The sequence below is a fragment of the Mycolicibacterium sp. XJ1819 genome, assembly GCF_053483675.1.
The window spans coordinates 97391-123545 of sequence record NZ_JBEFST010000009.1; the positions used below are offsets into that span (position 1 = coordinate 97391).

A 26155-nucleotide genomic window follows, 5' to 3' on the forward strand; every position below is an offset into this window, starting at 1 on the left:
AAATGATCTCGAGGAGACCTTAGAAACGTGGCATCGCCCTCGGCGCCGGTGCAACCTGCCCGCTACCTGTCGTTGTTCCTGGCTCTGCTGATCGGCGCCTATCTTCTGGTGTTCTTGACCGGGGACAAACAGGCCGAGCCCAAGCTGGGCATCGATCTGCAGGGCGGCACCCGCGTCACGCTGACCGCCCGCACTCCGGACGGGTCTCGGCCCACTCGTGAGGCCCTGATGCAGGCCCAGCAGATCATCAGTGCCCGCGTGGACGGGCTGGGCGTGTCGGGCTCCGAGGTCATCATCGACGGGGACAACCTCGTGATCACCGTGCCGGGCACCGACGGGAGCGAGGCGCGCACGCTCGGCCAGACCGCGCGCCTCTACATCCGCCCGGTGATCTACCAGATGCCGGCCATGCCACCGGAGGAACAGCAGCAGACCGAGGGACCGGCCAACGCGCCGCCCGCCGCGCCCGCCGCTCCCGGCACACCCGGAGCGCCGCAGGCGCCGCAGCCGCCGGCCCAGCAGACGCCCGCCCCGCCCGCCGAGGTGCCCGCGCAGCCGCGGCCGTATCCACAGGAACCGGCCCCCGCCCAACCTCCACCGTCACCGACGCCGTCGCCGTCGCCCGAAGCTCCGGTCACGCCGACGCCGGCCGACGCGCCGCCGCCACCCGGTGAGCCCTCGCTGGCCGAACGCATCGCCGCGGAAAAACAGCGGCGGCAGAGCACCGACCAGATCATCCAGGGGCTGGCGCTGCAGTATCAGGCGACCCGTTGCCACGAGGACGACATCCTCGCCGGTAACGACGACCCGAACCTGCCGTTGATCGCCTGCTCGCAGGACGGCGACCAGGTCTATCTGCTCGACAAGTCGATCATCAACGGTGAGCAGATCGAGAACGCCTCCTCGGGACTGGACCAGCAACGCGGCGAATACGTCGTCGACGTGCAGTTCAAGGGCGACGCCTCGCGTACCTGGGCGGACTTCACCGCCGCCAACGTCGGCACCCAGACGGCATTCGTGCTGGACTCGCAGGTGGTCAGCGCCCCCGAGATCCTCGAGCCGATACCGGGCGGGCGCACCCAGATCACCGGCCAGTTCAACGAGTCGACCGCGCGCGAACTGGCCAACGTGCTCAAGTACGGTTCCCTTCCGCTGTCGTTCGAATCCTCTGAAGCCGAAACCGTCTCCGCCACACTGGGTTTGACGTCGCTTCGGGCGGGGTTGATCGCGGGTGCGATCGGGCTGGCCCTGGTGCTGGCGTACTCGCTGCTCTATTACCGCGCGTTGGGTGTGCTCACGGCGCTGTCGCTGGTCGCGGCCGGAGCCATGGTTTATGCGGTGTTGGTGTTGCTGGGCAGATACATCAACTACACGCTCGACCTGGCGGGTATCGCGGGTCTGATCATCGGCATCGGCACCACGGCCGACTCGTTCGTGGTGTTCTTCGAACGGATCAAAGACGAGATTCGCGAGGGCCGTTCGTTCCGCTCGTCGGTGCCACGCGGTTGGGCCCGGGCGCGTAAGACGATCATGTCCGGTAACGCGGTGACGTTCCTGGCCGCGGCGGTGCTCTACTTCCTGGCCGTCGGCCAGGTGAAGGGCTTCGCGTTCACCCTCGGCTTGACGACGATCTTCGACGTCACGGTGGTGTTCCTGGTGACCTGGCCGCTGGTGTACCTGGCGTCGAAGTCGCCGACGATGGCCAAACCGTCGCTGAACGGTCTCGGCGCCGTGCAGCAGATCGCCCGCGAACGACGAGCGGCCGCACATGCGACGGGACGGAGTTGACGAGATGGCCGCCAAGAACGCCAAAGACACCAAGCGGACCGACAACCCGGAGGATCTGAGGTCCACCGCGATGGAGGCGCCGGAGCTGGCAGCGGATCTGCCCCGCCACGGCTTCTTCGTCCGGCTCTACACCGGCACCGGTGCATTCGAGGTCGTGGGCAAGCGCAAAATGTGGTACGCGATCAGCGCCCTGATCGTCGCGGTCTGCATCGCCAGCATGGTCTTTCGCGGCTTCACTTTCGGCATCGACTTCGAGGGCGGCACCAAGGTGTCGATGCCGACGGCGACGGCCACCGGCACCGTCACGGTCCAGCAGGTCGAGAACGTGTTCAACGAGACGCTCGGCAAGACCCCCGAATCGGTGGTGGTGGTCGGCAGCGGCGGATCGGCCACCGTACAGATCAGGTCCGAGACGCTGACCAACGACGAGACCGAGGAACTGCGCACCGCGCTGTTCGACGCCTTTGAGCCGCTGTCCGCGGACGGGCAGCCGAGCAGGCAGGCGATCAGCGACTCGGCGGTCTCGGAGACCTGGGGCGGCCAGATCACCGAGAAGGCGCTGATGGCGCTGGTGGTGTTCCTGGTGCTGGCCACCATCTACATCACCGTGCGCTACGAGCGCTACATGGCGATGGCGGCGATGGCCACGCTGTTCTTCGACCTCATCGTCACCGCCGGGGTGTACTCGATCGTCGGGTTCGAGGTGACCCCCGCGACCGTGATCGGGCTGCTGACCATCCTCGGGTTCTCGCTGTATGACACCGTGATCGTGTTCGACAAGGTCGAGGAGAACACCCACGGCTTCGAACACACCACCCGCCGCACGTTCGCCGAGCACGCCAACCTCGCGGTCAACCAGACCTTTATGCGGTCGATCAACACCAGCCTGATCTCGGTGCTGCCGATCATCGCGTTGATGGTGGTCGCGGTGTGGTTGCTCGGTGTCGGCACCCTGATGGACCTGGCGCTGGTGCAGTTGGTCGGTGTGATCGTCGGCACCTACTCGTCGATCTACTTCGCCACACCGCTTCTGGTGACGCTTCGTGAACGCACCGACGTCGTCCGCAACCACACGCGTCGGGTGCTCAACCGCCGCAACGCGGCCGGCGCCAAGAACACCGACACCGACACCGACGAACCCGAGACCGTCGCTGCCGCTCCGCGGGCCGCCGCCGCACCGCTTGCCGACAAGCCCGCACCCGGCGCCCGTCCCACACGACCGACCGGCGGCCGCACCGGACGACCCTCGGGTAAGCGCGACAGCCGGCGACGGTAGGCGCGTCGATGAAGTCCTGGAGCCGAGGTGGTGGTCTCTTGGCGGCGGCCCTGCTGACCGCCGGACTGACGTCTTGCGCGGGCAGCCCCGCGGGCAGCATCGACTACGCCGTCGACGGCATCTTGAGCACCTACAACACCAATACCGTCGCCGGCGCGGCATCCGGTGGCCCCCAGGCGTTCGCGAGGGTGCTGACGGGGTTCACCTACCACGGGCCCGAGGGTCAGATCGTGGGCGATCACGACTTCGGCAGTGTTTCGGTGGTCGGGCGCGCCCCGCTGGTGCTCGACTACGAGATCAACGCCGCCGCGGTGTATTCCGACGGCAAGCCGATCACGTGCGACGACGTGGTGCTGGCGTGGGCGTCGCAGTCGGGCCGGTTCCCGGGTTTCGACGCGGCCAGCCGGGCGGGCTACAGCGACATCGCGTCGGTGGACTGCACACCCGGGGAGAAGAAGGCGCGGGTGTCGTTCGTCCAGCACCGCAGCTTCGTCGACTTCGGGCAGTTGTTCACCGCGACCTCGATGATGCCCTCGCACGTGATCGCCGACGCGCTCGGTGTCGACGTCACCACCGCTCTGCTGGAGAACGACGGCCCGACGATCGAACGCATCGCCAAGGTGTGGAACAGCACGTGGGAACTCAAACCCGATCTGGACCTCAAGAAGTTCCCGTCCTCGGGCCCTTACAAGCTGGACTCGGTGACCGAGGACGGCGCCGTGGTGCTGGTGGCCAACGACAAGTGGTGGGGCGCCGAGCCGGTCACCGACAAGGTCACCGTCTATCAGCTCAGCGCCGACATCCAGGACCGGGTCAACCAGGGTGAGTACGACGTCGTCGACATCGCGACGGGTTCCTCGGGCACGCTGACCCCGCCCGACGACTTCATCCGCACCGAGGCCCCGTCCGCGGGTATCGAGCAGCTCATCTTCAGCCCGCAGGGCCCGATGGCCGCCGTACCGGCTCGGCGTGCGCTGGCCCACTGCACGCCGCGCGACGTGATCGCCCGCAACGCCGAGGTGCCGATCGCCAACACGCGGATCAGCCCGGTGGCCGAAGACGCCTACAGCGCCTCCGAGGCCGCCGCCGAGGCCGGACAGTTCACCGCGGCCAACCCCGAGGCCGCGCGGGCCGCGCTGGAGGGCCGGCCGCTGACGGTGCGGATCGGCTACCAAAGCCCCAACGCCCGGCTCGCCGCGACCGTCGGCGCGATCGCGAAGGCGTGTGAACCCGCCGGGATCACCGTGCAGGACGCCGCGACCGAGACCACCGGCCCGCTGACCCTGCGCAACAACGAGATCGACGTGTTGCTGGCCAGCACGGGCGGCTCGGCGGGCAGCGGGTCGACCGGCGCGTCGGTGATGGACGCGTACACGCTGCACACCGACAACGGCAACAATCTGCCGCGCTACTCCAACAAGCGCATCGACGACATCATCGCGGCGATGGCGGTGGCCGCGGACCCCAAGGAGTTGGCACGGCTGCTCGGCGAGGGTGCACCGATCCTGTGGGCCGACATGCCGACCCTGCCGCTGTATCGGCAGCAGCGAACCGTGTTGACCTCCAACAAGATGTACGCGGTCAGCAGCAACCCGACCCGGTGGGGCGCGGGCTGGAACATGGACCGCTGGGTGCTGTCGCGGTGAGGTGCGGATTGGACGGGCCCGCGAGCTCCGGTCAGGACGTCTCGGCGCTCATCGCGACGCTGATGCGCGAAGTGCCCGACTTCCCCGAGCCGGGCGTGCAGTTCAAGGACCTCACCCCGCTGCTGGCCGACGCGCACGGACTGGCCGTCGTCACCGACGCGCTCGCCCAGGTCGCCGAGGGCGCCGACCTGGTGGCGGGCATCGACGCCCGCGGCTTCCTGCTGGGCGCCGCGGCCGCGATCCGGCTCGGCACCGGTGTGCTGGCGGTGCGCAAGGGCGGCAAGCTGCCGCCGCCGGTGCACCGCCAGACCTACGCCCTGGAGTACGGCACCGCGACGCTGGAGATACCGGCCGACGGCACCGAGCTCGCCGGGCGCTCGATCATGATCATCGACGACGTGCTGGCCACCGGCGGGACGCTGGCGGCCACCTCGCGGCTGCTCACGGCCTGCGACGCGACGGTGATCGGGGCCGCGGTGGTGCTGGAACTGACCGCCCTGGGCGGCCGTGGGCAGGTCGCACCGCTCGCCGTGACGTCCCTGCACACGGTCTGAGCGATATCCTCGAAGCTGGGGCGGCCCCGCTCAGAGCAGGCCCGCGCGAACCCAGGCGGACGAGGAGGTGACCATGGCTGACGATCCCGTCGCAGGACCGGCCGTGCAGTCGCCGCCGGGCAAGGACGCCGCCGAGGCCCAGGCGCCGGACGCCCCGAAGACCTCGACCAGCGCCTCGCGGCGGGTGCGGGCCCGGCTGGCCCGGCGGATGACCGCCCAGCGCAGCCCGGTCAGCCCGGTGCTCGAACCGCTGGTCGCGGTGCACAAGCAGTACTACCCGAAGGCCAACCTGGCGTTGCTGCAGCGCGCCTACGAGGTCGCCGAGCAGCGCCACGCCGACCAGTTGCGCCGCTCGGGCGACCCGTACATCACCCATCCGCTGGCCGTCGCCCAGATCCTGGCCGAACTCGAGATGGACACCACGACGCTGATCGCCGCGCTGCTGCACGACACCGTCGAGGACACCGGGTATCTGATCGAGGCGCTCACCGAGGATTTCGGCAGCGAGGTCGCCCACCTGGTCGACGGGGTGACCAAGCTGGACAAGGTCGCGCTGGGCACCGCCGCCGAAGGCGAGACCATCCGCAAGATGATCCTGGCGATGGCACGCGATCCACGGGTGCTGGTGATCAAGGTCGCCGACCGGCTGCACAACATGCGCACCATGCGTTTCCTGCCGCCGGAGAAGCAGGCCAGCAAGGCCAGGGAAACGCTGGAAGTCATTGCGCCACTTGCTCATCGACTCGGCATGGCGACGGTCAAGTGGGAGCTCGAGGATCTAGCGTTCGCGATCCTGCACCCCAAGAAGTACGAGGAGATCGTCCGACTGGTCGCCGACCGAACGCCGTCGCGTGACATCTATCTGGCCAAGGTGCGCGCCGAGATCACCTCGACCCTGACGGCGTCGAAGATCAACGCGGTGGTGGAGGGCCGACCCAAGCACTACTGGTCGATCTACCAGAAGATGATCGTCAAGGGCCGCGATTTCGACGACATCCACGACCTGGTCGGTGTGCGCATCCTGTGCGACGAGGTCCGCGACTGCTACGCCGCGGTGGGCGTGGTGCATTCGCTGTGGCAGCCGATCGCCGGGCGGTTCAAGGACTACATCGCCCAGCCACGCTTCGGCGTGTACCAGTCGCTGCACACCACGGTGGTGGGCCCGGAGGGCAAGCCGCTGGAGGTGCAGATCCGCACCACCGACATGCACAAGACCGCCGAATACGGCATCGCGGCGCATTGGCGCTACAAGGAAGCCAAGGGCCGCAACGGAGTTCCGCCCAGCCACGCCGCCGCCGAGATCGACGACATGGCCTGGATGCGCCAGCTACTGGACTGGCAGCGGGAGGCCGCCGACCCCGGCGAGTTCCTCGAGTCGCTGCGCTACGACCTTGCGGTGCAAGAGATCTTCGTGTTCACCCCCAAGGGGGATCTGATCACGCTGCCGAAGGGTTCGACGCCGGTGGACTTCGCCTATGCGGTGCACACCGAGGTGGGGCACCGCTGCATCGGCGCACGCGTCAACGGGCGGCTGGTCGCACTCGAGCGTGAGCTCGAAAACGGTGACCAGGTCGAGGTTTTCACGTCCAAGGCGCCTAACGCGGGCCCGTCGCGGGACTGGCAGTCCTTCGTGGGGTCGCCGCGGGCCAAGGCCAAGATCCGGCAGTGGTTCGCCAAGGAGCGCCGCGAAGAGGCGCTGGAGGCCGGTAAGGACGCCATCGCGCGCGAAGTCCGCCGCGGCGGGCTGGCGCTGCAGCGCCTGATGAGCGCCGAGTCGATGTCCGAGCTGGCCCGCGACCTGCGCTATGCGGACGTGTCGGCGCTCTACACCGCCGTGGGGGAGGGGCACGTGTCGGCCCGCCACGTGGTGCACCGGCTGGTGACGCTGCTCGGCGGTGACGAAGACGCGACCGACGAGCTCGCCGAACGTTCGACGCCGGCCACCATGCCGGTGCGCCAGCGCAGCAGCGACGACGTCGGGGTGGCGGTGCCCGGCGCGCCCGGGGTGCTGACCAAGCTGGCCAAGTGCTGTACGCCGGTGCCCGGCGACAACATCCTGGGGTTCGTCACCCGCGGCGGTGGGGTCAGCGTGCACCGCACCGACTGTACGAACGCGGGTTCGCTGCAGGAGCAGTCCGAGCGCATCATCGAGGTCAAGTGGGCGCCGTCGCCGTCCTCGGTGTTCCTGGTCGCGATCCAGGTCGAGGCCCTGGACCGGCACCGGTTGCTGTCGGATGTCACCCGGGTGCTCGCCGACGAGAAGGTCAACATCCTGTCCGCGTCGGTGACGACCTCCGATGACCGCGTGGCGATCAGCCGGTTCACCTTTGAGATGGGCGATCCCAAGCATCTGGGCCATTTGCTCAACGTGGTGCGCAATGTCGAGGGCGTCTACGACGTGTACCGGGTGGCCTCCGCCGCCTGATGACGTGTGGGTAAATTTCTCCAAAGATTTGCTATCTCTGCCATACTGCTGCGATGCGCACCGTGTTGCTGGCCGTCGCCGCGTCGGTTGCGTTGCTGACTGCCGGCTGCGCGGGGACCATCAGACCCGAAGGCGCCGCCCGGTCGGTCGTCGATCTGGTCAAGCAGCAGACCGGGTTCACGCCCAAGGACGTCGCCTGTCCCGAGGGCGTCGACGCCAAGCAGGGCACGACGTTCGAATGCACCTTCACCGGCCCCGACGGCAGGCGATACATCGCGGACATGCGGGTCGAGAAGGTCGAGGGTGAGGACGTCGAGTTCTACGTCCAGACCCGCCCGCGCTGACCTTCCCCGACGCCCCCAACGCCCAAACGGACAAACGGGCGACAAAGTGCGGGTAGATCACGCCAATACGTCGACTTCGCCACCACGAGGGCGCGGCACGCGAACCGCGGTCAGCCCCGCTCCAACACGGCCCGCAGAAATGAGCGGGTGCGCGCATGGTCGGGGTCGGTGAACAACTTGTCGGGCGGCGCGTCCTCCACGACCTGACCGTCGTCGAACATCAGCACCCGGTCGGAGACGTCGCGGGCGAAGTTCATCTCATGCGTGACGCACAGAAACGTAATGTCGGTGGAGGCGGCGATATCCCTGAGCAGACCGAGCACTCCGGCCACCAATTCGGGGTCCAGGGCAGAGGTGACCTCGTCGAGCAGCAGCACGTCGGGTTGCATGGCGAGGGCACGGGCGATCGCCACCCGCTGCTGTTGGCCTCCGGACAACTGGTAGGGACGCTGGGTCGCCTTGTCGGTCAGCCCCACCAACCGCAACAGTTCGTGCGCCCTGGTTTCGGCCTCGTCGCGACTCAGGCCGAGTGAGCGGATCGGCGCCTCGGTGAGGTTCTCCAACACCCGCATGTTGGGAAACAGGTTGAACTGCTGGAACACCATGCCGATGCGCTTGCGGACCCGCCGCTGATGTTTTTCGTCGGCAGGCACTTCGCGCCCACCGCGGACCATGTGACTGAGGCATTCGCCCGCGACGTGGATGCGTCCGTCGGTGACCGTCTCCAGCGTCATCAGAAGACGAAGGATTGTGGTCTTACCCGACCCACTGGGGCCGATCAACGCCACGAACTCACCGGGGCGCACTGAGAAGCTCAGGCCGTCGAGAACCACGTGGTCGCCGAACTGTTTGACGACGTCGTCGAACCGGATCATCTCAGCCGCTGTATCGGACACGTCGCTCCAACCATCGGACCAGTAGGGACGCCGAGTAGCTCAGCACCAAGAACAGCACGCCGGCGATGGTGATCGGTTCCACGTAGCGAAACGCGCGGGAGCCGGCCTGATTGGCCACGCCGACGATGTCCAGCACCCCGATCATCAGCAGCAGCGGTGTCTCCTTGAGCATGGAGATCGTGTAGTTGCCGAGCGCAGGCAGAACGCGCGGAATGGCCTGCGGCAGGATCACCGCGGTCCAGGTGCGCCGGCGCGGAAGATTCAGCGCGACGGCGGCCTCCCACTGCTCGGCGGGGACGGCCTCGATTCCGGCCCGGTACACCTCAGCGGTGTAGGTCGAGTAGTGCAGGCCGATCGCGATGATCCCGGTGGTCAGCGGATCGAATTTGAGTCCGATGTCGGGCAGCACGAAGAAGAAAAAGAAGATCTGCACCAGCAGGGGAGTGCTGCGGACGAACTCGATGAACCCCCAGGTGACCGCGCTGACGACGGTGTTTCGCGATCGTCGCAGCAGCGCCAGGGCCAGGCCGAGCGCATAGGCCAACACCGAACCTGCGATGGTCGCCACGACGGTGACGCGCAGGCCGTCCACGACGATTCTGGGCAGCACCTCCCACGCGAAGTTCCAGTCCCAAATCATCGCCGACCCTCCGCGGCGCGCCGAGTGGTTGACGGTCCGGCGCTGAAATTCGTTCGGCCTGTGCGCAACACGGTCCACAGCCCACGGCGCGGCGGCGGTCTGCGGCCGGCGACCTTGGCGGCCCAACGCTCCAGCGTGCGCATCCCGAAGGTGATCAGGATCGCCAGTGCCAGATAGAACAGCAGCACGATGGTCCAGATCGTGGCCGCCTGCGAGATGAACCGGTCGATGAGCACCTCGCGGGCCTGGTAGGTCAATTCATGGACGGTGATGATGGTCAGCAGCGCACTGCTCTTCAGCAGCTGGATGAACAGGTTGTTGAACGGCGGCACCATCTCCACCAGCGCCTGCGGCAGAATCACCCGCAGCATCCGCTGGGTCCGCGTGAGGTTGAGCGCGATGCACCCTTCGTACTGCTCCTTCGGCACGGATTGGATGGCGCCGCGCACGATCTCGGCGCCGTACGCGCCGTGGTTGAGCCCCAGCACGGCGATGCCCGCCGCCAGCGGGACGATCTGGTAGCCCACCAGGACCGGCAGCACGAAGTAGATCCACATCAGCTGGACCACCTCGGAGGTGCCTCGCCAGAGTTCGACGTAGACGCGGGCGAAGCCCCGGATGATTCGGGAACCCGACAGCAGGCCAAGCCCGAAGACGAACGAAAGCACCGTGGCGAGCACGATGCCGCCGAGGGTCGCCTCAACGGTGACGAGCAGCCCGCGGGAGATGGTCTCGACGAACAGCCCGATGTTGTCGAACATCAGCGTCGGCTCAGGCGGCCTCGCACAACTGCGCGGTGGTCAGGTCGTTCGGCGGCACATTGTCCTCGGTGAAGCCGAACGGTCGGACGATTTCCAGCCACTGGCCGCTGTCATGCAGTTTCTGCAGTTCGGCGTTGAACTGCTCGACCAATGAATCGTCGCCCTTGCGGAACACGAAGCCGCCGGCCTGAATCTGCTTCTTGTCGTTCACAATCGGCACAAATCCCTCGGTGACCTCCAACGGTGCGGCGGGATTGTCCGCCACCATCCGGCGCAGCGAGATGTCGGTGAGGGCGCCGGCGTACGCCCGCCCGTCCAACAGGGCCTGCAGCATCTCCGGCTGGCCCTCGTAGTGCTGGATATCGCCTGCGGGGATACCCAGGTCACGGGCGACGGCCTCCTCCACCGTGCCGGACAGCACCGCGAGCTTGAGGCCCTTGGCCTTGATGTCATCGAAGTTGTTGACCTGCTGCGGATTTCCCGCTGGGACAAGCAATGCGGTCGGGGTGACGTAGTCGACGGTAGAGAACTGTGCGTTGTCGCAGCGAGCAGGAAGGATCGCCATGCCCGCGGCCACCATGTCGTACTGGCCGGCGTTGAGCGCCGGAATCAGTTGGCCGAACTCGACCTGGGTGGCGTCGACGCTGTCGATGCCCATCGCCCGGAAGACCGCCTTGGCGACTTCGGGCGCCTCCCCGGTCACCTCGCCGTCGGCGGTGTAGCCGTACGGCACCTCACCGGCGATACCGACCTTGATCGATCCCGCGTCCTTGATTCGCTCCAGCGTGCCGCCCTCGCCGCCCTCGGGCACCCGTGAGCAGCCCGCGAGCACCACCAGCGCGCTGAGCAGAAGCGCTCCGGCTGTCTTTCCGATCCTGAATAGGGCCAACCGCGTAATACTCGGCATGTTCATCCTTTTCGCGTCCACATTCACATTCGTATCAACCGGAGTGTCTTGAACGTATGCGGATCTTGCGAGCCGGTCAAAGGTTTGCGGTCGGTGCGCCGGCGTCTGCTCAGCCGACGCGGACGGACTCGATCGTCAGGTCCTGCGTCGGCTTACCGTCGCCGGCACCGCCGGCGACGCCCGCCTCGGCGATCTTGTCCACAGTGGCCAGCCCCGCGTCGTCGACCGTGCCGAACACCGTGTAGCTGGCCGGCAGGATCGAATCCTTGTACACCAGGAAGAACTGGCTGCCGTTGGTGCCCTGCCCGGTGTTGGCCATCGCCAGCGTGCCGCGGGGATACATCATCGACGGTGACTTGAGGATCGGGTCGGTCAACTTGTACTGGTTGCTCGGATACTCGTTGGGGAACCGGTATCCGGGCCCGCCGTCGCCGGTGCCCGAGGGGTCGCCGCACTGCAGCACGCCCAGGTGTTCCTCGGTGGTCAACCGGTGGCAGGTGGTGTTGTCGAAAAAACCTTGGCGCGCCAGACTTTCGAAGTTGTTGACCGTGCACGGGGACTTCTGGTTGTCGAGCGTTAGCCCGATGTCGCCCTCGTTGGTCGACAGCTGCGCGGTGATGCGCTGCCGGTCGGTGGGTATCTTGCCGCTGCGCGGGGGTTTGACCGGCTTGTCGGCGGGTTCGGTGGTGGCCGGGTATTGGCAGTTGGCGCCCGGCACGCCGGGTGGGTCGAATGCGGGCAGCAGGTAGTAGGACAGCGGGCGTTTCGACTCGGTCCAACTCGAGTTGTCCTGGTTCTTCATTGCCGACTGGACGCCACCGGCGAACACCACGAACAGCAGCACCGCGATCGCGATCACCACCGCGGTCAGCGCCGTGATCGCATAGCCGATGATCAGCCCCGCCACGGCCAGCCCGCGGCCCTCCTCGCCGGACTTCTTGATCTGCGACAGCGAGACGTGCCCGAACACGATGCCCAGCGGGGCGAACAGGAACGCGCACACCAGCGCCGCGATGGCCAGGGCGTTGGTGGGCCGCGGCGGCGGATACCCGTACGGCGGGGGATGCCCGCTCGGCGGTACAGCCGGTGTGGTCACGTCGTCAGTCGAGCAGGATCGAGGTCACCTTGACCTCCGTCGCCGGTGCGCCGTCCTGGCCACCGCCGGCCACTCCACCCTCCGCGATCTTGTCCAGGGTCGCCAATCCGGTGTCGTCGATCGTGCCGAACACCGTGTAGTGCGGCGGCAACTGCGAGTCCCCGTACACCAGGAAGAACTGGCTGCCGTTGGTGTCGGGCCCGGCGTTGGCCATCGCCAGGGTGCCCCGCGGATACCGCACCGGTTCCATCAGCTTCGGATCGTCAGGCTGGAACTGGTTGGTCGGGTACTCGTTGCTGAAGTGGTAACCCGGCCCGCCGGTGCCCGCACCGGTCGGGTCCCCGCACTGCAGCACCGACAAACTCGGGCTGGTGGTCAGCCGGTGGCACGGGGTGTCGTCGAAGAACCCCTGCTGGGCCAGGCTGACGAAGCTGTTGACCGTGCACGGCGACTTGCCGTTGGCCAGCATCAGCCCGATGTTGCCCTGATCGGTCTCCATGCTGACGCTGACCTCGGCGGGGTCGGTCGGCACCTTGCCGGTGCGCGGCGGCGTGTTCGGCTTGCTGGCCTTTCCTTCGGTCGCCGGATACTGGCAGTTCTCGCCCAGCCTGGGCGGTGCCTCGAACTCGGGCAACTCACCGGTGCCCGCCGCGGCCTGCGCCGACGTGGGCGGGGTGTCGGCGGCCGCCGCGGGCTGATCGTCGGAGTCGCGGCTGGCGAGCACGAAGCTCGCGACCACCGCGGCGATGACGACGACGGTGGCCACCGCGGAGCCGATGATCACGTAGAGGCGCTGCTTGCGCGCCTTGTCGGCCCGGCGCTCCAACTGCCGCTCGAGTTTGCGCTGGGCTGTCGCCCGTCGTTGTTCGTTGGTCGGCACCGCCGATGTCCTCCTTGTGTGATCGGTCCGTCACGAGTGTGCCAGGCGTTCCCGTGTGTGGCGTTGCGACCCACGTCAGCAGGGATGGAACACTGGAGCCCGTGTTGATCACCGGATTCCCGGCGGGCATGTTGGCGTGCAACTGCTACGTGCTGGCCCCGCGGGCGGGTTCCGACGCGATCGTCGTCGACCCCGGCCAGCGGGCGATGGGCCCGCTACGGCGCATCCTCGACGAGAACCACCTGACACCGGCGGCGGTGCTGCTGACGCACGGCCACATCGACCACATCTGGTCGGCGCAGAAGGTGGCCGACATGTACGGCTGCCCGGCCTATATCCATCCCGAGGACCGGTTCATGCTGACCGACCCGATCAAGGACTTCGGGCCCGCCGGCCTGGGGAAATTGGCCCAGGCCGCGTTCGGCGCGCTGTTCCGCGAGCCCAGGCAGGTCGTCGAACTGGACAACGACGGCGACAAGATCGAATTGGGCGGGGTGACGGTGACCGTCGACCACACCCCCGGGCACACCCGCGGCTCGGTGGCGTTCCGGGTCGAGCCGGGTGTCGGGGCGGGACCCGAATCGGTGGTGTTCACCGGCGATACGCTGTTTCGGCAGTCGGTCGGGCGCACCGACCTGCCCGGCGGCAGCGGCCGGGACCTTCTCGGCTCGATCGTGACAAAACTGTTGGTGCTCGACGACGACACCGTGGTACTACCGGGACACGGCCCGAAAACCACCGTCGGCTTCGAACGCCGCAACAACCCATTCCTCGAAGGCTTGACCCAGTGACTGACTTTCAGGCGCCCAAGGGCGTCCCGGATTACCTGCCGCCCGAATCGGCCCAGTTCGTCGGCGTGCGAGACGGGCTGCTGGCGGCCGCCCGCCGTGCCGGCTACGGCGACGTGGAGTTGCCGATCTTCGAGGACACCGCGCTGTTCGCGCGCGGGGTGGGGGAGTCCACCGACGTCGTCTCCAAGGAGATGTACACGTTCTCCGACCGCGGCGACCGCTCGGTGACGCTGCGCCCGGAGGGCACCGCCGGGGTGATGCGCGCGGTCATCGAACACGGACTGGACCGCGGGCCGCTGCCGGTCAAGGTGTGCTACGCCGGACCGTTCTTCCGCTACGAGCGGCCGCAGGCCGGGCGTTACCGCCAGCTGCAGCAGGTCGGGGTCGAGGCGATCGGCGTCGACGACCCCGCGCTGGACGCCGAGGTGATCGCCATCGCCGACGCCGGATTCCGGTCGCTGGGCCTCGACGGTTTCCGGCTGGAGATCACCTCGTTGGGCGACGACAGCTGCCGCCCGCAGTATCGAGAACTGCTGCAGGAGTTCCTGTTCACACTCGACCTCGACGAGGAGACCCGGCACCGCGCGCAGATCAACCCGCTGCGGGTGCTCGACGACAAGCGGCCCAAGGTGCGCCAGATGACCGCCGACGCGCCGGTGATGTTGGACCACCTCTCTGATGTCGCCAAGCAACACTTCGACAGCGTGCTCGCACATCTGGACGCCCTCGACGTGCCCTACGTCATCAATCCCCGAATGGTGCGGGGACTGGACTACTACACCAAGACCACATTCGAGTTCGTACACGACGGTCTGGGCGCGCAGTCCGGCATCGGAGGTGGCGGACGCTACGACGGCCTGATGCGCCAGCTGGGCGGAAAAGACCTGTCCGGCATCGGGTTCGGGCTCGGCGTCGACCGCACGCTGTTGGCGTTGAAGGCCGAGGGCAAGACCGTCGGCGGCACCACCCGCGTCGACGTGTTCGGGGTCCCGCTCGGGGAGCAGGCCAAGCTGCGGCTGGCGGTGCTCGCCGCGCGGCTACGGGCCGCCGGCGTGCGTGTGGACCTTGCCTACGGCGACCGTGGCGTCAAGGGCGCGATGCGCGCCGCGGACCGTTCGGGTGCCTCGATCGCGTTGGTGGCCGGTGACCGCGACATCGAGGCGGGCACCATCGGGGTCAAGAATCTGACGACGGGTGAGCAGGTCGACGTGCCCGTCGACGACGTTGTCGCCCAGGTGCTTTCGCGTCTCAACCGGGCCTGATCAGCTATCCGTCCCGCGCCACCGCAGTGAGCAGTTGATCGACGTTGCCGACCCCGCCGTCGAAGGGGTTGCCGCGCTTGAGCACTTTGGCGCCGCCGGGTGTGAGCGCGACCAGTTTGGGTGAGCTCGAGCCGATCTGGAATTTGCGCGCGAACCGCACCTGATCCAGTTGCACCACGGCCCCGCCGCGGTAACTGAACAACCCGAGCTTGCGGTCCAGAACCGCGACCGGACGGCACTCGTGCAGAGGCCGACCGCGATGGTGGCGGATCCTGCGCAGCACCACGATCGCGGCGACGGCGAAAACCACACCCACGGCGAAGAACAGCGCGCCCGCCGGGCGCGACGGAACCGCCGCCACCAGGGCCACCACCCCGAAGCCACCGACGACCAGCGTCAGCACCCCGAGCACGAAGGCCCCCACCGCCAGCCCACCGGTGTTGCGGTCGATGACGAGTACGCGTCGGCCGTCGTCGATGACGACCAGCCCGCCCGTGTCGACCAGTACCTGGCTCCCAGTTGATGCGTCCACGCCTGCAGCGTGCCATCTCCGCAGCGAGATCTGCGTGATTTGTAACGTTCCGGTACGGTGCGGCGATGTGACGGACATGCGAACAGCGACAACCAGGGTCGGGGCGGCGGCCGGGGCGGCTTTGTTGGTGGCGGCCTTCGGGGTCAGTCAAGCGACCGCGAACGCACAACCGGCCGAACATCAGGTCCGATACACGCTCACGGCAACGGGCTCCGCCGATTTCGAGGTCAACTACCTGACCGCGCAGCCCGCGAGCAAAGACGCCTACAACGACGATCCGTACGCCTACCTGAAGAAGGAGCGGATCATCGTGTCGCCGGGCGCGCCGTGGGTCTTCGAGACCACGCTCGCCGATCCGCAGTGGGCTATCGTCACCGCGAGCACCGGCGTGCACGCCATGCAGGCCTCACCGAACCCGCACTGCGAGATCACCATCGACGGTGAGGTGGCGGTGCAGGGCGACGGCCCCTACACCGTGCATTGCCAACTCGGGCAGTGGTAGCCCGCATCAGGACGCTCTGACCAGACCGCGCAGCACCTGCGGCAGCGGCCCGCGGTGCAGGACACCGAGGCGCTGGGTGGCGCGGGTCAACGCGACGTAGAGGTCGGCGGCACCCCGTGGGCCGTCGGCGAGGATCTCCTCGGGATCGACGACCAACACGGCGTCGAACTCCAGGCCCTTGGTCTGGGCGGCGGTCACCGCGCCCGGCACGCCCGGCGGCCCGATGACGACGCTGGTGCCGTCGCGCTCGGCCTCGTCGCGAACGAATTCCTCGATCGCAGACGCCAGTTCGTCGGTGCCGACACGTCGGGCCCAGGGCCGGACGCCGGATGACCGGACCGATTCCGGCGGCGCGGCGTCCGGCGCGAACTCCGCGAGCAGAGCCGCCGCGACCGTCATGATCTCGGCGGGGGTCCGGTAGTTCACCGACAGCGGCCGGTAGACCCAGCGCCCTGGCACGTACGGCTCGAGCACCGAGTCCCACGACGTCGCACCCGCCGCCGAGCGGCGTTGGGCCAGATCGCCGACCACGGTGAACGACCGGCTCGGGCAGCGTCGCATCAGCAGCCGCCAATCCATCGCCGAGAGCTCCTGCGCCTCGTCGACCACCACGTGCCGATAGGTCCAGTCCCGGTCGGCGGCGGCGCGCTCGGCGAGCTCACGGGTGTCGCGCTCGAGAAAGCGCTCGGCCAGATCCTCGGCTTCCAGCAGGTCCTGGGCCAGCAGGCGGTCCTCGTCGTCCATCAGATCCTCGCGATCGACCATGAGGTCGAGCACGCCGGCCGCGTACACCTCCTCGGCCTTCCTCTCCCGCTCGGCGGCGTCGTCGGTGGGCGCTTCGGGCCCGAGCAGCTCGACCAGCTCGTCGAGCAGCGCCACATCCGACACCGTCCACGCGTCCCCCTGCGCCCGCCACAGTGCGGGGTCGGCACCGGCCGCCCGCAGCCGCTCGGGTGACTCGTACAACTCGGCCAGCAGGCGTTGCGGGGTCAGCAACGGCCACAGCTCGTCGAGGGCGGCGGCAAAGGGCTGGTTGTCTGCGAGCTCCTCGCGCAGGTCGGCCCGCACGGCCTCCCAGGCCTCGCTGTCGTCTCGGGTCAACCAGCCGCGGCCGATCCTGGCGATCGCGCGTTCGGTGAGCACCCACGTGACGATCTCGGTGAACACCGCGCGCGCCTCGTTGTGCGGCAGTCCGCTGGTACGCGCCTCCTCGATCGCCCACTGCGCGGTCTCGGCGTCGATCCGCACCGTGGCGTCGGACAACTCGATCGACACCGGCGTCTCCGGCAGCCGCTGACGGTCGGCGATGGCGGCCGCCAGGACGTCGAGGATCTCCAGCGCGCCCTTGAGCCGCGCGGCCTCGGGACTGTCTTCGACGGTGGTGTGCAATCCGGGCAGCAACTCGCCGGTGGTCATGAACACGACGTTGGTCTCGCCCAGCGACGGCAACACGCGTCCGATGTGGTCGAGAAACGCGTGGTTGGGGCCGACGACGAGCACGCCGTGGCGTTCGATGCGTTCGCGTTGGGTGTAGAGCAGATAGGCGACGCGGTGCAGCGCCACGACCGTCTTGCCGGTGCCCGGACCGCCCTCGATGACCAGCACGCCGGGATGGTCGAGACGGATGATCGCGTCCTGTTCGGCCTGGATGGTCGCGACGATGTCGCGCATCCCGTCGCCGCGCGGAGCGTTGACGGCGGCGAGCAGGGCCGCGTCTCCGTGTGCACCGGTGCCCGGCCGCCCGAAGTCCTCGTCGGTGAAGTCGACCACCAGCCGCCCGCGGCTGTGAAACTGCCGTCGTCTGCGCAGGTTCTCCGGGTGCGCGGCGGTGGCGACGTAGAACGCCCGCGCCGCCGGTGCCCGCCAGTCGAGCAGCAGCGGCGCGTAGTCGTCGTCCTCGTCGAACAGGCCGATTCGGCCGATGTAGAGACGCTCGCCGTAGACGCTGTCCAGCCGACCGAAGCACAGCGCGTGGTCGGCGACGTTGAGCCGGTGCATCTGCCGGGCCAGCGCACGCACCTCGGCGTCACGGTCCACCAGCGTGGCGCCGTCCTGCACGTCGACGGGGCCGCGCAGCGCCGCGGCGTACCGGTCCCTGACCCGCGCGCGCTCGGCGTCCAGCCGCGTGTACAGCCCGGTGACGTAGTGCTGCTCGGATCGCAGTTCGTCGTCGTACGGTCGTGTCGGCAACTTGCCCCGCTTCCTGCCATCCCAGTTTCGGCCTGAGCCAGCGATTTTGAGCCATCACCCCGGCCTTGCCGCAAGCCCCCCACGCGGTTATACAGTGAAGTGAGAAGACGCGCCGTCTTGACTTTGTGTCGAACGTCCGTTCGAATGGGCGGATGCGGTGGGCTGGTCAAGGGGTTCGCGTCGACGACGGCGCCCTTCCCGGCCTGCAGCGCATCGGCTTCGTGCGCAGCGTACGCACCCCGCAATTCGAGGGCGTGACCTTCCACGAGGTGCTGTGCAAGTCCGCGCTCAACAAGGTCCCCAACGCCGCGATGCTGCCCTTCCGCTACACGGTCAACGGCTACCGCGGGTGCTCGCACGCCTGCCGCTACTGTTTCGCCCGGCCCACCCACGAGTACCTCGACTTCGACAGCGGAGCGGACTTCGATACCCAGGTCGTGGTCAAGACCAACGTCGCCGAGGTGCTGCGACGCGAGGTGTTTCGACCGTCATGGCAGCGCGAGACCGTGGCACTCGGCACCAACACCGACCCCTATCAGCGTGCCGAGGGCCGCTACGCGCTGATGCCGGGAATCATTGCGGCGCTTACCGACTCCGGCACACCGTTCTCGATTCTGACCAAGGGCACCCTGCTGCGCCGCGACCTACCGCTGCTCACCGAGGCCGCGCGGCGCGTGGAGGTCAGTGTCGCGGTGTCGCTGGCGGTGGGGGATCCGCAGTTGCACAACGACATCGAACCCGGCACACCGTCGCCGCAGGCGCGTCTCGGGCTGATCTCGGCGGTGCGCGAGGCCGGGCTGGACTGCCATGTCATGGTCGCTCCGATTCTTCCGCATCTCACCGATTCCGAGGAACATCTCGACGCGCTTCTCGGCCGCATCGCCGCCGCGGGCGCAACCGGGGTGACCGCGTTCGGCCTGCACCTGCGCGGTTCCACACGGGGTTGGTTCATGGCGTGGTTGAGTCGGTCGCATCCCGGTCTCGTCAGCACCTACCGCCAGCTGTACCGGCGCGGCGCATACCTACCCGCGGACTATCGGAAAGCGTTGCACGACAGGGTCGCTCCGCTCATCGCCAAACACGGTCTGGCTCCGGACCGCCGAACGTTTCGGACCGCTGCCACACCGACGCCAACGGCCCGGGAACTGCAGCCCACCCTGTTCTGATACGCCGGGGCGCTCAGCCCTTGTTGCGCTTGACTTCCTTGAATGGCACGCCCCGATCGGCGGCGTGCTCGCGGGGAAAGCCCAGCACGCGCTCGCCGATGATGTTGCGCGCGATCTCGGTGGTACCGCCGCCCAGCGCGGCGGCCTGCCGGGACAGATACCGCTCGCCATAGCGGATCATCTCGTCGCCGACGTCGACGACGCCGCTGCTTGCGGTCAGCGCCAGCACGGTGTCGAACTCCAGGTGGTGGATGTCGGCGTGGGTGACGCGGATGATCGAGCCCGCCGCCGCGGGCAGCGACCCGTCGAGCACACCGTGGTACACGTGGTCGATGAGTTGTTCGCGCACCGCGCGGTGCACCAGCGCCCGGCCGGCCATCTCCTGCGCGCGTTCACTGTCGGCCTGGCCGGTGGCCTCCAGCAGCGCCACGTAGTCGATCGGCACGTCGGACTTGCCTTCGGCGCCGATGCCGCTGGCGAACTCCGAGCCGCCACCGACGGCCCGCCGCTCGTGGTAGAGCTGGCGGGACGCCACCGCCCAGCCGTCGTTGACCTCGCCGACGACCGCGTCGTCGCCGAGTTCGAGGTTGTCGAAGAACTCTTCGCAGAACTCCACCGAGCCGTTGACCTGCTTGATGCGGCGCAACGTGATGCCGGGGCTGTTGATCGGCACCATGAACATCGTCAGGCCCTCGTGCTTGGGCACGTCCCAGTCGGTGCGGGCCAGCATCAGTCCGTAGTCGGCCGCGAATGCGCTTGTGCTCCAGGTCTTCGCGCCGTTGATCACCCACTTGTCGCCCTTGCGGTCGGCTCGGGTGATCACCCCGGCCAGGTCGGATCCGCCGCTGGGCTCCGACAGCAGTTGGACGAGCACCTGCTCACCGCGCAACACGCCGCGGATGTGGTTGTGCTTCTGCTCCTCGGAGCCCGTGTCGAGGATGGTGGCCGCGCAGATGGTGAAGGTCGGTGTGTTGAGGATGACCGGCATCTCATAGCACCGGGCTTCCTGGTCGAAGGCCTTCTGGTAGGCGATCGGCAGCCCCAGGCCGCCGTATTCGCGCGGGAAGCAGATGCCCGCGAACCCGCCGTCCCACAACCGCTTCTGCAATTCGCGGGCCCGCCGCCACGGTTCTTCTTCGCCCCGGTCGTGCTCGGGTGGGTTGCTCGGATCGATCGGCGGCAGGTTCTTTGCCAGCCACGCGCGAGCGCGGGCGGCGAATTCCTCGACCGACTCTGTGGTCTCGGCCGGTGCTGGTGCCGTTTCGGTCATGACGCATGCTCCTTGGTGAGCGCATAGACGCGAAGGTTGTGTTCGTCGGGGGTGCCGAACATCGACCGGTACAACGTGACCCGGCGCAAGAACAGGTGCAGGTCGTGCTCCCAGGTCACGCCGATGCCGCCGTGCAGTTGAATGCAGTCCTGCAGCATGCCCGGCGCGTGTTCGCCGACATAGGATTTCGCGACGCTGACCGCCATGTCGGCACCCGCGGACCGGCCGGCCACCGCCGCGACGGCGGCGTTCGTCGTCGCCTTACAGCCCTCGAACCAGATCTTGAGGTCGGCGTACTTGTGCTTGAGCGCCTGATATGAGCCGATCGGCCTGCCGAACGAATGCCTGTCGAAGCCCCACTGGATGGTGAAGTCCAGCACGGTCTGCAGGATTCCCACCACCTCGGCGCACTGAAGGATCGAGGCGATGTGGCTCTGCCGGGCGATGATCGCCGGAGTCTGTTCTGCCGAGCCGACGACCGCGGATCGGTCGACCTCGACGCCGTCGAAACGAACGCGCGCGTAGGACTTGACCATGTCGAGGGATCGCTGGGCTTCGACGGTCACGCCAGGCGCGTCGGAGGGCACCAGGAATTGCCTTGGGGCACCGTCGCATTCGGCGACCACCAGCAGGATCGAACTTTCCGCGCCGGCCTCGACGCGGTCCTTGGCCCCATCGATGCGGAACCCCGACCCGGTGGCGGTCGCGGTGACCGTCGCCGAAAGGGGAGACCACCGCGTGGCGGGTTCGTAGACCGCCCAGGACGCGATCGTCTCACCCGACACCAAGGCTTCGATGGTCTCTTCGTGACCGTCGGGTGCCTCGACCAAACCGGCCAGCACCGTGCTGACCGGATGCAGCGGCCCCGGCGCGACGACCTGGCCGGCCAACTGCGCAACCAGCGCCAGATCCCGCACCCCGCCGGACTCTCCGCCGGACACGCTGCCGCCACCGAGGTCCTCCGGTACCAGCAGGCTGGTCCAGCCGAGTTCGGCCGCCCGGCGCCACCAGTCCGGCTCGAACGACCTACCGGCTTCGTGCAGTTCGCGTAGCCGGGTCAGCGGCGCTTCCTTCTCGAGGAAGGACTGCGTCGTCGACGCGAACAGCAGCACCTCGGGATTGGTGGCGGTTGTCATGAGATCGATTCGCCCCTCGCGTGGTTTGGCACCCGGATGTCGGGGAGCGCACCGTTGATCGGCACGCTCCCCGCAGCCGAGTTGGTCAGGCAGGAATGACGAGCGGTGGCACGTCGGGGTTGTGCACGATCTCGTTGGGCACCTTGAACAAGTCGATCATGTTGGCGCCCATGACCTTTCGCTGGCCGTCGGCGTCGAGGCCCTGAAGGTCGTCGATCAGGTGGGTGGGCTCCGCCAGGCCCTCGGGATGGGGCCAGTCCGAACCGAAGATCACCCGGTCGACACCGAGCAGGTCGGCCATCTGCTTGAAGTCGTCCTCCCAGAACGGGGCGACGTACACAGCGCGCTTGAAGGCCTCGATCGGCTCCTCCGGGAATGCCTGCGGCATCTTCTTGTAGGTGCCCTCGAACTGCTTGAACAGGTGCGGCACCCAGTCCGCGCCGTTCTCGATCGACAGGATGCGCAGGTCGGGGTTGCGGGTCAGCGCCCCGTGGCACACCAACGCGGCCATCGAGTCCTCGATCGCGCGCTTGCCCATCGAGACCATCCGGAACGCGGTCGGCTTGAACGGCAGGTACTCGTCGGCGGGCTCCCAGTCGTTGAGGTACTCCGCATAGCCGGAGTCCGAGGCGTGCATCGAGACCGGAATGCCCGCCTTCACGCAGGCCTCCCAGAACGGGTCGAACTCCTCGGTGCCGAACGAGCGCGTGCCGCGCAGGCCGGGCACCGGCGCGGGACGGACCAGCACGGTCTTGGCGCCGCGCTCCAGGCACCACTCGAGTTCCTCGAGCGCGCGGTCGACGATCGGCAACGTGATCACCGGGGTGGAGAAGATGCGGCCCTCGTAGTCGAACTGCCAGGTCTCGTACATCCACTCGTTGAGTGCGTGGATGACGTCGTGGATGAGCGCCGGGTCGTCCTTCATCCGCTCCTCGACCAGGCTGGCCAGCGTCGGGAACATCAGCGAGTAGTCCAGGCCGAGGCTGTCCATGACCTCCAGGCGCGCCGCGGGTTCACGGAAGGCCGGGATCGCCCGCATCGGCTTGCCCATCACCTCGCGGAAACTCTTGCCGTCGCTACCGTGGCGGAAGTACTCCTCCTGAGCGCCCGGTCGGGCGACGACCTCGAACGTCGGGTTGGGGATGTAGTCGCTGACCTGGTTGCGCACCATGATCTTGGTGCGGCCGCGCACCTCGATGTAGTCGATGACGTTCTTGCGGTGGTCCGGCAGGAACTTGGTCAGCGCCTCTTTGGGCTCGTAGAAGTGGTTGTCGGCGTCGAACACCGGATAGGGAAGCTGGCGGGGGGCCATGCTCGCCTCCTGAAAGTCGCATTGGCTGTCGGTCGGTGGTAATGACATTACCACGTCTGGACCAGCGTAAACACCACTGCGGTCGGATTGGTTTTTCGGGTCGGTGCCGCGCAGGTCAGGCGGGGTCGCGGTGGGCCAGCAGGCCGCCGAGGCAGAACCGATAAATGTGGTCGGCCTCGATCGGCACGCCGTTGAGTTCGGCCCCGAGCACCTGCAGTCGCATCGCGCCCAGCGCCGTCTGCATGATCAGCGCGGCCGTGGCGTTGACGTCGAGGTCGGCGGAGAAGGTGCCCTCGGCGATGCCGCGCTGGATGATCTCCTTGATCAGCTCGTGCAGCGGGGACAACACCCGGGCGTACTCGCGCGGCAGCGTCTCGGCGAGGTGGTCGTTGTAGTAGGTCAACCCGCGGTTGACCCGGTCCTGGGTGGTGGTCTCGGCCGGTGTGCAGATGCGGTCGACGAGTACCCGCAGCGCGGTGGTGCTGGGCAGTCCCGCCGTATCCTCGCGCCACCGACGCGACGATTCGGACATGATCTTGTCGATCAGCGCCAGCAACAGTTCGTCCTTGGTGGAGAAGTGCTGGTAGAACGAGCGCAGCGAGGTCTTGGAGCGTTCCACCACCTCCAGCACCGTGAAGTCGGTGCGGCCGGTCTCGCCGAGGATCGCCAGCGCGGATTTCATGAACCGCTTGGGCCGCGATTCGGGGTCGACGGTGTCGGTGTCCGATCGCGACGGCCGGGCCGCTCCAGCAGATCGTCCGCCGGGCTTCGCCATGCCGAACACCTTCCCGAGTCGAGAGAATTCCGTCGGTAACGACGTTACCGGTTTGGCGGATCCTCCGTTACTGTTCCCACACATGACCACAGACTCAGCGCAGACACAGTGGACCCTCGACGACCTGCTCGGCCTGTTCGACGTACGGCCCGACGGAGAGAACCGTTTCATCGCCGAGACGGGCCCGGCCGGACAGGACGACCGTCAGGTCGTGGAGGGCACGCAGGTGCTCGCGCAGGCGATCGTCGCTGTGGCCAAACGTTTTCCGCAGAAGTCGGTGCGTTCGGTGCATGCCGTGTTCGCGCGCGCGGTGCTGGTCGGTGCCGGCCCATTGGAGCTGGAACTCGACGTGGTCGCCGAGGGGCGATCGACGGCCACCGCGATCGTGGCGGCGAATCAGAACGGCAAGCGGTGCATCACCGTGACCGCGCTCGCCGATGTGCCGACCGAGGATGTGATCCGCCACCACCTGCCGCGCCCACAGGTCGCCGGACCCGACGAGGCGAACGTGCGCGAGATGCCGTTGGCGGGGCGCCAGTTGCGGTTGGTGGACGTCGTCGACGAGAACGACCCCGCCGAGTTCGGCCCGCCGGAACTCTACGCCTGGCTGCATTACGACCCGGTCCCGACGCGCGACGACCTCGCGAAGGCGTTGATCGCGTATTTCACTGGACACCTTGGTATTTCGACGACAATGCGGGCGCACAAGGGCATCGGCACCGCGCAGTCGCACCTGACCGTTTCCACGGCCCCGATGACGGTGGCCGTCAGCTTCCACGAGCCGTTCTCGTGGGACGGTTGGCTGCTGTACTCCCACGAAAGCATTCAGGTGGGCGCCGGGATGTCATATGTGCGCGGCACGGTGCACACCGAAGCCGGTGAGCTCATCGCGTCGTTCACCCAGGACGCGTTGATCCGCCCGCTGCGCACCACCGACACCACGATCAAGGAACAGGCGCGACTGTAGGGGGGCATAGCCGCGGCGAGACTGAAGCTTTGCGCGAGATTTCGCACTTTCGTCGCGCATAAGCTCAGACTCGGCGATCGTCACATTGCCGCGACGACCGCGAAGTCAGCCGAGGTCGTCGGTGGCGAAGGTGTCGCAGCTGTTGGGATCGCCGGTGCGGTATCCCTGGGTGAACCACTTCTGTCGCTGTTCGGCCGAACCGTGTGTCCAGGCCTCGGGGTTCACCCGGCCGGTGGTGGCCTGCTGGATACGGTCGTCACCCACCGACGCCGCCGCCGACAGCGCATCCTTGATGTCGTTGTCGGTCAACGGTTCCAGGAACGGCACGTCGGTGCCCTCCTGTTTGGTGATCGTCGCGTAGTGCGCCCACACCCCGGCATAACAGTCGGCCTGCAGCTCGGTGCGAACACCGCCGCCGGTCGCGCCCTGCGCGCCGGAGCCCTGGGCCCGCCCCAGCACGCCATACAGGTTCTGGACGTGGTGGCCGAACTCGTGGGCCACGACGTACTCCTGTGCCAACGGCCCACCGCTGGAACCGAACTGGTTCTTGAGCACGTCGAAGAAGCCCACGTCGAAGTACGCGGTCTCGTCGGCCGGGCAGTAGAACGGGCCGACGGCACTGTCGGCCGGCCCGCACCCGGTGTCGACGGAACCGGTGAAGATCCGGACGTGCGGGCGCCGATATTCGCCGGGCAGCAGTTGCTGCCACACCCCGTCGAGCGAGTTGCCGGTGGCCACCACCCGGCATTCGGCGATCTCGTTGGCATCCGCGCCGGTCTTGCACTGGCTCAGGTCGAACCCCGGAGCGTCGACCCCTGCGGTGCTGCCCTGCTGGGGCATCACGGTGCTCGGGTCGACGCCGAGGAACAGGGCCACGACGAGGACCAGCAGGCCGCCCACACCACCGCCGAGCGCGATGCCGCGGCCGGGACCACGCCCGCCGCCACTGGTCGACGTCGTGCTGGTGTCGATGCGCATGCCCTCGTTGAAGGTCATGGCGACAAGCTTTGCACACCACGAACAGAACGTGGCCGTTGTT

General features: G+C 67.8%; 24 protein-coding genes. 11 read left to right on the plus strand and 13 right to left on the minus strand.

The features are described from left to right. Window positions 1-27: 27 nt before the first annotated feature. The 6 genes from secD to ABQE89_RS11710 all read left to right on the plus strand — a co-directional run bounded on the left by secD (window position 28) and on the right by ABQE89_RS11710 (window position 8033). Window positions 28-1788, plus strand: coding sequence for a protein translocase subunit SecD (secD, locus tag ABQE89_RS11685; RefSeq protein WP_448416566.1), 1761 nt, complete (start codon window positions 28-30; stop codon window positions 1786-1788). Window positions 1789-1792: 4 nt separating this feature from the next. Beyond that, window positions 1793-3064: a protein translocase subunit SecF gene (gene secF, locus ABQE89_RS11690; RefSeq protein WP_448416568.1), complete on the plus strand. Its 1272-nt coding sequence runs from the start codon at window positions 1793-1795 to the stop codon at window positions 3062-3064. Between the two features lie 8 nt (window positions 3065-3072). Beyond that, complete coding sequence (locus ABQE89_RS11695; RefSeq protein ID WP_448416570.1) at window positions 3073-4710, plus strand: ABC transporter substrate-binding protein; 1638 nt, start codon at window positions 3073-3075, stop codon at window positions 4708-4710. An 8-nt stretch (window positions 4711-4718) separates the two neighbouring features. Beyond that, entirely contained in the window at window positions 4719-5264 is a 546-nt protein-coding gene (locus ABQE89_RS11700) for an adenine phosphoribosyltransferase (RefSeq protein WP_448416572.1), read from the plus strand. Between the two features lie 73 nt (window positions 5265-5337). After that, window positions 5338-7689, plus strand: coding sequence for a RelA/SpoT family protein (locus ABQE89_RS11705; protein ID WP_448416574.1), 2352 nt, complete (start codon window positions 5338-5340; stop codon window positions 7687-7689). A gap of 53 nt (window positions 7690-7742) precedes the next feature. Continuing rightward, complete coding sequence (locus ABQE89_RS11710) at window positions 7743-8033, plus strand: DUF4333 domain-containing protein (RefSeq protein WP_448416576.1); 291 nt, start codon at window positions 7743-7745, stop codon at window positions 8031-8033. 110 nt (window positions 8034-8143) lie between these two features. Here the strand turns inward: ABQE89_RS11710 and ehuA are convergent, their stop codons facing one another. The 6 genes from ehuA to ABQE89_RS11740 all read right to left on the minus strand — a co-directional run bounded on the left by ehuA (window position 8144) and on the right by ABQE89_RS11740 (window position 13213). Continuing rightward, entirely contained in the window at window positions 8144-8908 is a 765-nt protein-coding gene (gene ehuA / locus ABQE89_RS11715; protein WP_448416578.1) for an ectoine/hydroxyectoine ABC transporter ATP-binding protein EhuA, read from the minus strand. Window position 8909: 1 nt separating this feature from the next. Further along, on the minus strand, window positions 8910-9569 hold the full coding sequence (gene ehuD / locus ABQE89_RS11720; RefSeq protein WP_448416580.1) for an ectoine/hydroxyectoine ABC transporter permease subunit EhuD: 660 nt from the start codon (window positions 9567-9569) through the stop codon (window positions 8910-8912). Continuing rightward, window positions 9566-10330, minus strand: coding sequence for an ectoine/hydroxyectoine ABC transporter permease subunit EhuC (gene ehuC / locus ABQE89_RS11725; RefSeq protein WP_448416582.1), 765 nt, complete (start codon window positions 10328-10330; stop codon window positions 9566-9568). Before ehuC ends, ehuD begins: the two co-directional genes overlap by 4 nt. A 10-nt stretch (window positions 10331-10340) precedes the next feature. Continuing rightward, window positions 10341-11219 carry an ectoine/hydroxyectoine ABC transporter substrate-binding protein EhuB gene (ehuB, locus tag ABQE89_RS11730; RefSeq protein WP_448416584.1) on the minus strand — a complete coding sequence of 293 codons (879 nt, stop codon included), beginning with the start codon at window positions 11217-11219 and terminating at the stop codon, window positions 10341-10343. A gap of 127 nt (window positions 11220-11346) precedes the next feature. Then, a complete protein-coding gene (locus tag ABQE89_RS11735) occupies window positions 11347-12333 on the minus strand; it encodes a peptidylprolyl isomerase (protein ID WP_448416586.1) in 987 nt (328 codons plus the stop codon). Window positions 12334-12337: 4 nt separating this feature from the next. Beyond that, window positions 12338-13213 (minus strand): peptidylprolyl isomerase, encoded by an 876-nt coding sequence (locus ABQE89_RS11740; protein ID WP_448416588.1) that lies wholly within the window; start codon window positions 13211-13213, stop codon window positions 12338-12340. Window positions 13214-13314: 101 nt separating this feature from the next. On the opposite strand from ABQE89_RS11740, the gene ABQE89_RS11745 reads away from it, so the two are divergent. Both ABQE89_RS11745 and hisS read left to right on the plus strand, forming a co-directional pair. Continuing rightward, the gene (locus ABQE89_RS11745) at window positions 13315-14004 is read left to right on the plus strand and encodes an MBL fold metallo-hydrolase (RefSeq protein ID WP_448416590.1); all 690 of its coding nucleotides are present in this window, start codon (window positions 13315-13317) and stop codon (window positions 14002-14004) included. Continuing rightward, window positions 14001-15266, plus strand: a complete 1266-nt coding sequence (gene hisS, locus ABQE89_RS11750; protein ID WP_448416592.1) for a histidine--tRNA ligase — start codon at window positions 14001-14003, stop codon at window positions 15264-15266. The genes ABQE89_RS11745 and hisS overlap by 4 nt, the downstream gene beginning before the upstream one ends. Before the next feature lie 4 nt (window positions 15267-15270). Here hisS and ABQE89_RS11755 read toward each other — a convergent pair whose 3' ends face one another. Continuing rightward, complete coding sequence (locus ABQE89_RS11755; RefSeq protein ID WP_448416594.1) at window positions 15271-15798, minus strand: hypothetical protein; 528 nt, start codon at window positions 15796-15798, stop codon at window positions 15271-15273. 76 nt (window positions 15799-15874) lie between these two features. Here ABQE89_RS11755 and ABQE89_RS11760 point away from each other — a divergent pair, with 76 nt between their 5' ends. Continuing rightward, a complete protein-coding gene (locus ABQE89_RS11760; protein ID WP_448416596.1) occupies window positions 15875-16300 on the plus strand; it encodes an Rv2576c family protein in 426 nt (141 codons plus the stop codon). A 6-nt stretch (window positions 16301-16306) separates the two neighbouring features. On the opposite strand, the gene helR is transcribed toward ABQE89_RS11760, so the two are convergent. After that, a complete protein-coding gene (helR, locus tag ABQE89_RS11765) occupies window positions 16307-18490 on the minus strand; it encodes an RNA polymerase recycling motor ATPase HelR (protein ID WP_448416598.1) in 2184 nt (727 codons plus the stop codon). 152 nt (window positions 18491-18642) lie between these two features. Here helR and ABQE89_RS11770 point away from each other — a divergent pair, with 152 nt between their 5' ends. Next, on the plus strand, window positions 18643-19656 hold the full coding sequence (locus ABQE89_RS11770; protein WP_448416600.1) for an Rv2578c family radical SAM protein: 1014 nt from the start codon (window positions 18643-18645) through the stop codon (window positions 19654-19656). 13 nt (window positions 19657-19669) lie between these two features. Here the strand turns inward: ABQE89_RS11770 and ABQE89_RS11775 are convergent, their stop codons facing one another. The 4 genes from ABQE89_RS11775 to ABQE89_RS11790 all read right to left on the minus strand — a co-directional run bounded on the left by ABQE89_RS11775 (window position 19670) and on the right by ABQE89_RS11790 (window position 24149). Further along, window positions 19670-20926 (minus strand): acyl-CoA dehydrogenase family protein, encoded by a 1257-nt coding sequence (locus ABQE89_RS11775; RefSeq protein WP_448416602.1) that lies wholly within the window; start codon window positions 20924-20926, stop codon window positions 19670-19672. Next, window positions 20923-22062 carry an acyl-CoA dehydrogenase family protein gene (locus ABQE89_RS11780; protein WP_448416604.1) on the minus strand — a complete coding sequence of 380 codons (1140 nt, stop codon included), beginning with the start codon at window positions 22060-22062 and terminating at the stop codon, window positions 20923-20925. Before ABQE89_RS11780 ends, ABQE89_RS11775 begins: the two co-directional genes overlap by 4 nt. Before the next feature lie 85 nt (window positions 22063-22147). Then, entirely contained in the window at window positions 22148-23374 is a 1227-nt protein-coding gene (locus ABQE89_RS11785; RefSeq protein WP_448416606.1) for an amidohydrolase family protein, read from the minus strand. A gap of 115 nt (window positions 23375-23489) precedes the next feature. Next, window positions 23490-24149 carry a TetR/AcrR family transcriptional regulator gene (locus tag ABQE89_RS11790; protein WP_448416608.1) on the minus strand — a complete coding sequence of 220 codons (660 nt, stop codon included), beginning with the start codon at window positions 24147-24149 and terminating at the stop codon, window positions 23490-23492. An 82-nt stretch (window positions 24150-24231) separates the two neighbouring features. On the opposite strand from ABQE89_RS11790, the gene ABQE89_RS11795 reads away from it, so the two are divergent. Next, window positions 24232-25116 carry an acyl-CoA thioesterase gene (locus ABQE89_RS11795; protein ID WP_448416610.1) on the plus strand — a complete coding sequence of 295 codons (885 nt, stop codon included), beginning with the start codon at window positions 24232-24234 and terminating at the stop codon, window positions 25114-25116. 105 nt (window positions 25117-25221) lie between these two features. Here the strand turns inward: ABQE89_RS11795 and ypfJ are convergent, their stop codons facing one another. Further along, complete coding sequence (gene ypfJ, locus ABQE89_RS11800) at window positions 25222-26112, minus strand: KPN_02809 family neutral zinc metallopeptidase (protein ID WP_448416612.1); 891 nt, start codon at window positions 26110-26112, stop codon at window positions 25222-25224. Window positions 26113-26155: the final 43 nt, after the last annotated feature.

What these genes read in the sequence shown, in the direction of transcription:
- secF (WP_448416568.1), top strand. Translation starts at nt 1,793, where the DNA reads ATGGCCGCCAAGAACGCCAAAGACACCAAGCGGACCGACAACCCGGAG.
- ABQE89_RS11695 (WP_448416570.1), top strand. Translation starts at nt 3,073, where the DNA reads ATGAAGTCCTGGAGCCGAGGTGGTGGTCTCTTGGCGGCGGCCCTGCTG.
- ABQE89_RS11705 (WP_448416574.1), top strand. Translation starts at nt 5,338, where the DNA reads ATGGCTGACGATCCCGTCGCAGGACCGGCCGTGCAGTCGCCGCCGGGC.
- ABQE89_RS11710 (WP_448416576.1), top strand. Translation starts at nt 7,743, where the DNA reads ATGCGCACCGTGTTGCTGGCCGTCGCCGCGTCGGTTGCGTTGCTGACT.
- ehuA (WP_448416578.1), bottom strand. Translation starts at nt 8,908, where the DNA reads ATGATCCGGTTCGACGACGTCGTCAAACAGTTCGGCGACCACGTGGTT.
- ehuD (WP_448416580.1), bottom strand. Translation starts at nt 9,569, where the DNA reads ATGATTTGGGACTGGAACTTCGCGTGGGAGGTGCTGCCCAGAATCGTC.
- ehuC (WP_448416582.1), bottom strand. Translation starts at nt 10,330, where the DNA reads ATGTTCGACAACATCGGGCTGTTCGTCGAGACCATCTCCCGCGGGCTG.
- ABQE89_RS11760 (WP_448416596.1), top strand. Translation starts at nt 15,875, where the DNA reads ATGCGAACAGCGACAACCAGGGTCGGGGCGGCGGCCGGGGCGGCTTTG.
- ABQE89_RS11770 (WP_448416600.1), top strand. Translation starts at nt 18,643, where the DNA reads ATGCGGTGGGCTGGTCAAGGGGTTCGCGTCGACGACGGCGCCCTTCCC.
- ABQE89_RS11775 (WP_448416602.1), bottom strand. Translation starts at nt 20,926, where the DNA reads ATGACCGAAACGGCACCAGCACCGGCCGAGACCACAGAGTCGGTCGAG.
- ABQE89_RS11780 (WP_448416604.1), bottom strand. Translation starts at nt 22,062, where the DNA reads ATGACAACCGCCACCAATCCCGAGGTGCTGCTGTTCGCGTCGACGACG.
- ABQE89_RS11785 (WP_448416606.1), bottom strand. Translation starts at nt 23,374, where the DNA reads ATGGCCCCCCGCCAGCTTCCCTATCCGGTGTTCGACGCCGACAACCAC.
- ABQE89_RS11790 (WP_448416608.1), bottom strand. Translation starts at nt 24,149, where the DNA reads ATGGCGAAGCCCGGCGGACGATCTGCTGGAGCGGCCCGGCCGTCGCGA.
- ABQE89_RS11795 (WP_448416610.1), top strand. Translation starts at nt 24,232, where the DNA reads ATGACCACAGACTCAGCGCAGACACAGTGGACCCTCGACGACCTGCTC.
- ypfJ (WP_448416612.1), bottom strand. Translation starts at nt 26,112, where the DNA reads ATGACCTTCAACGAGGGCATGCGCATCGACACCAGCACGACGTCGACC.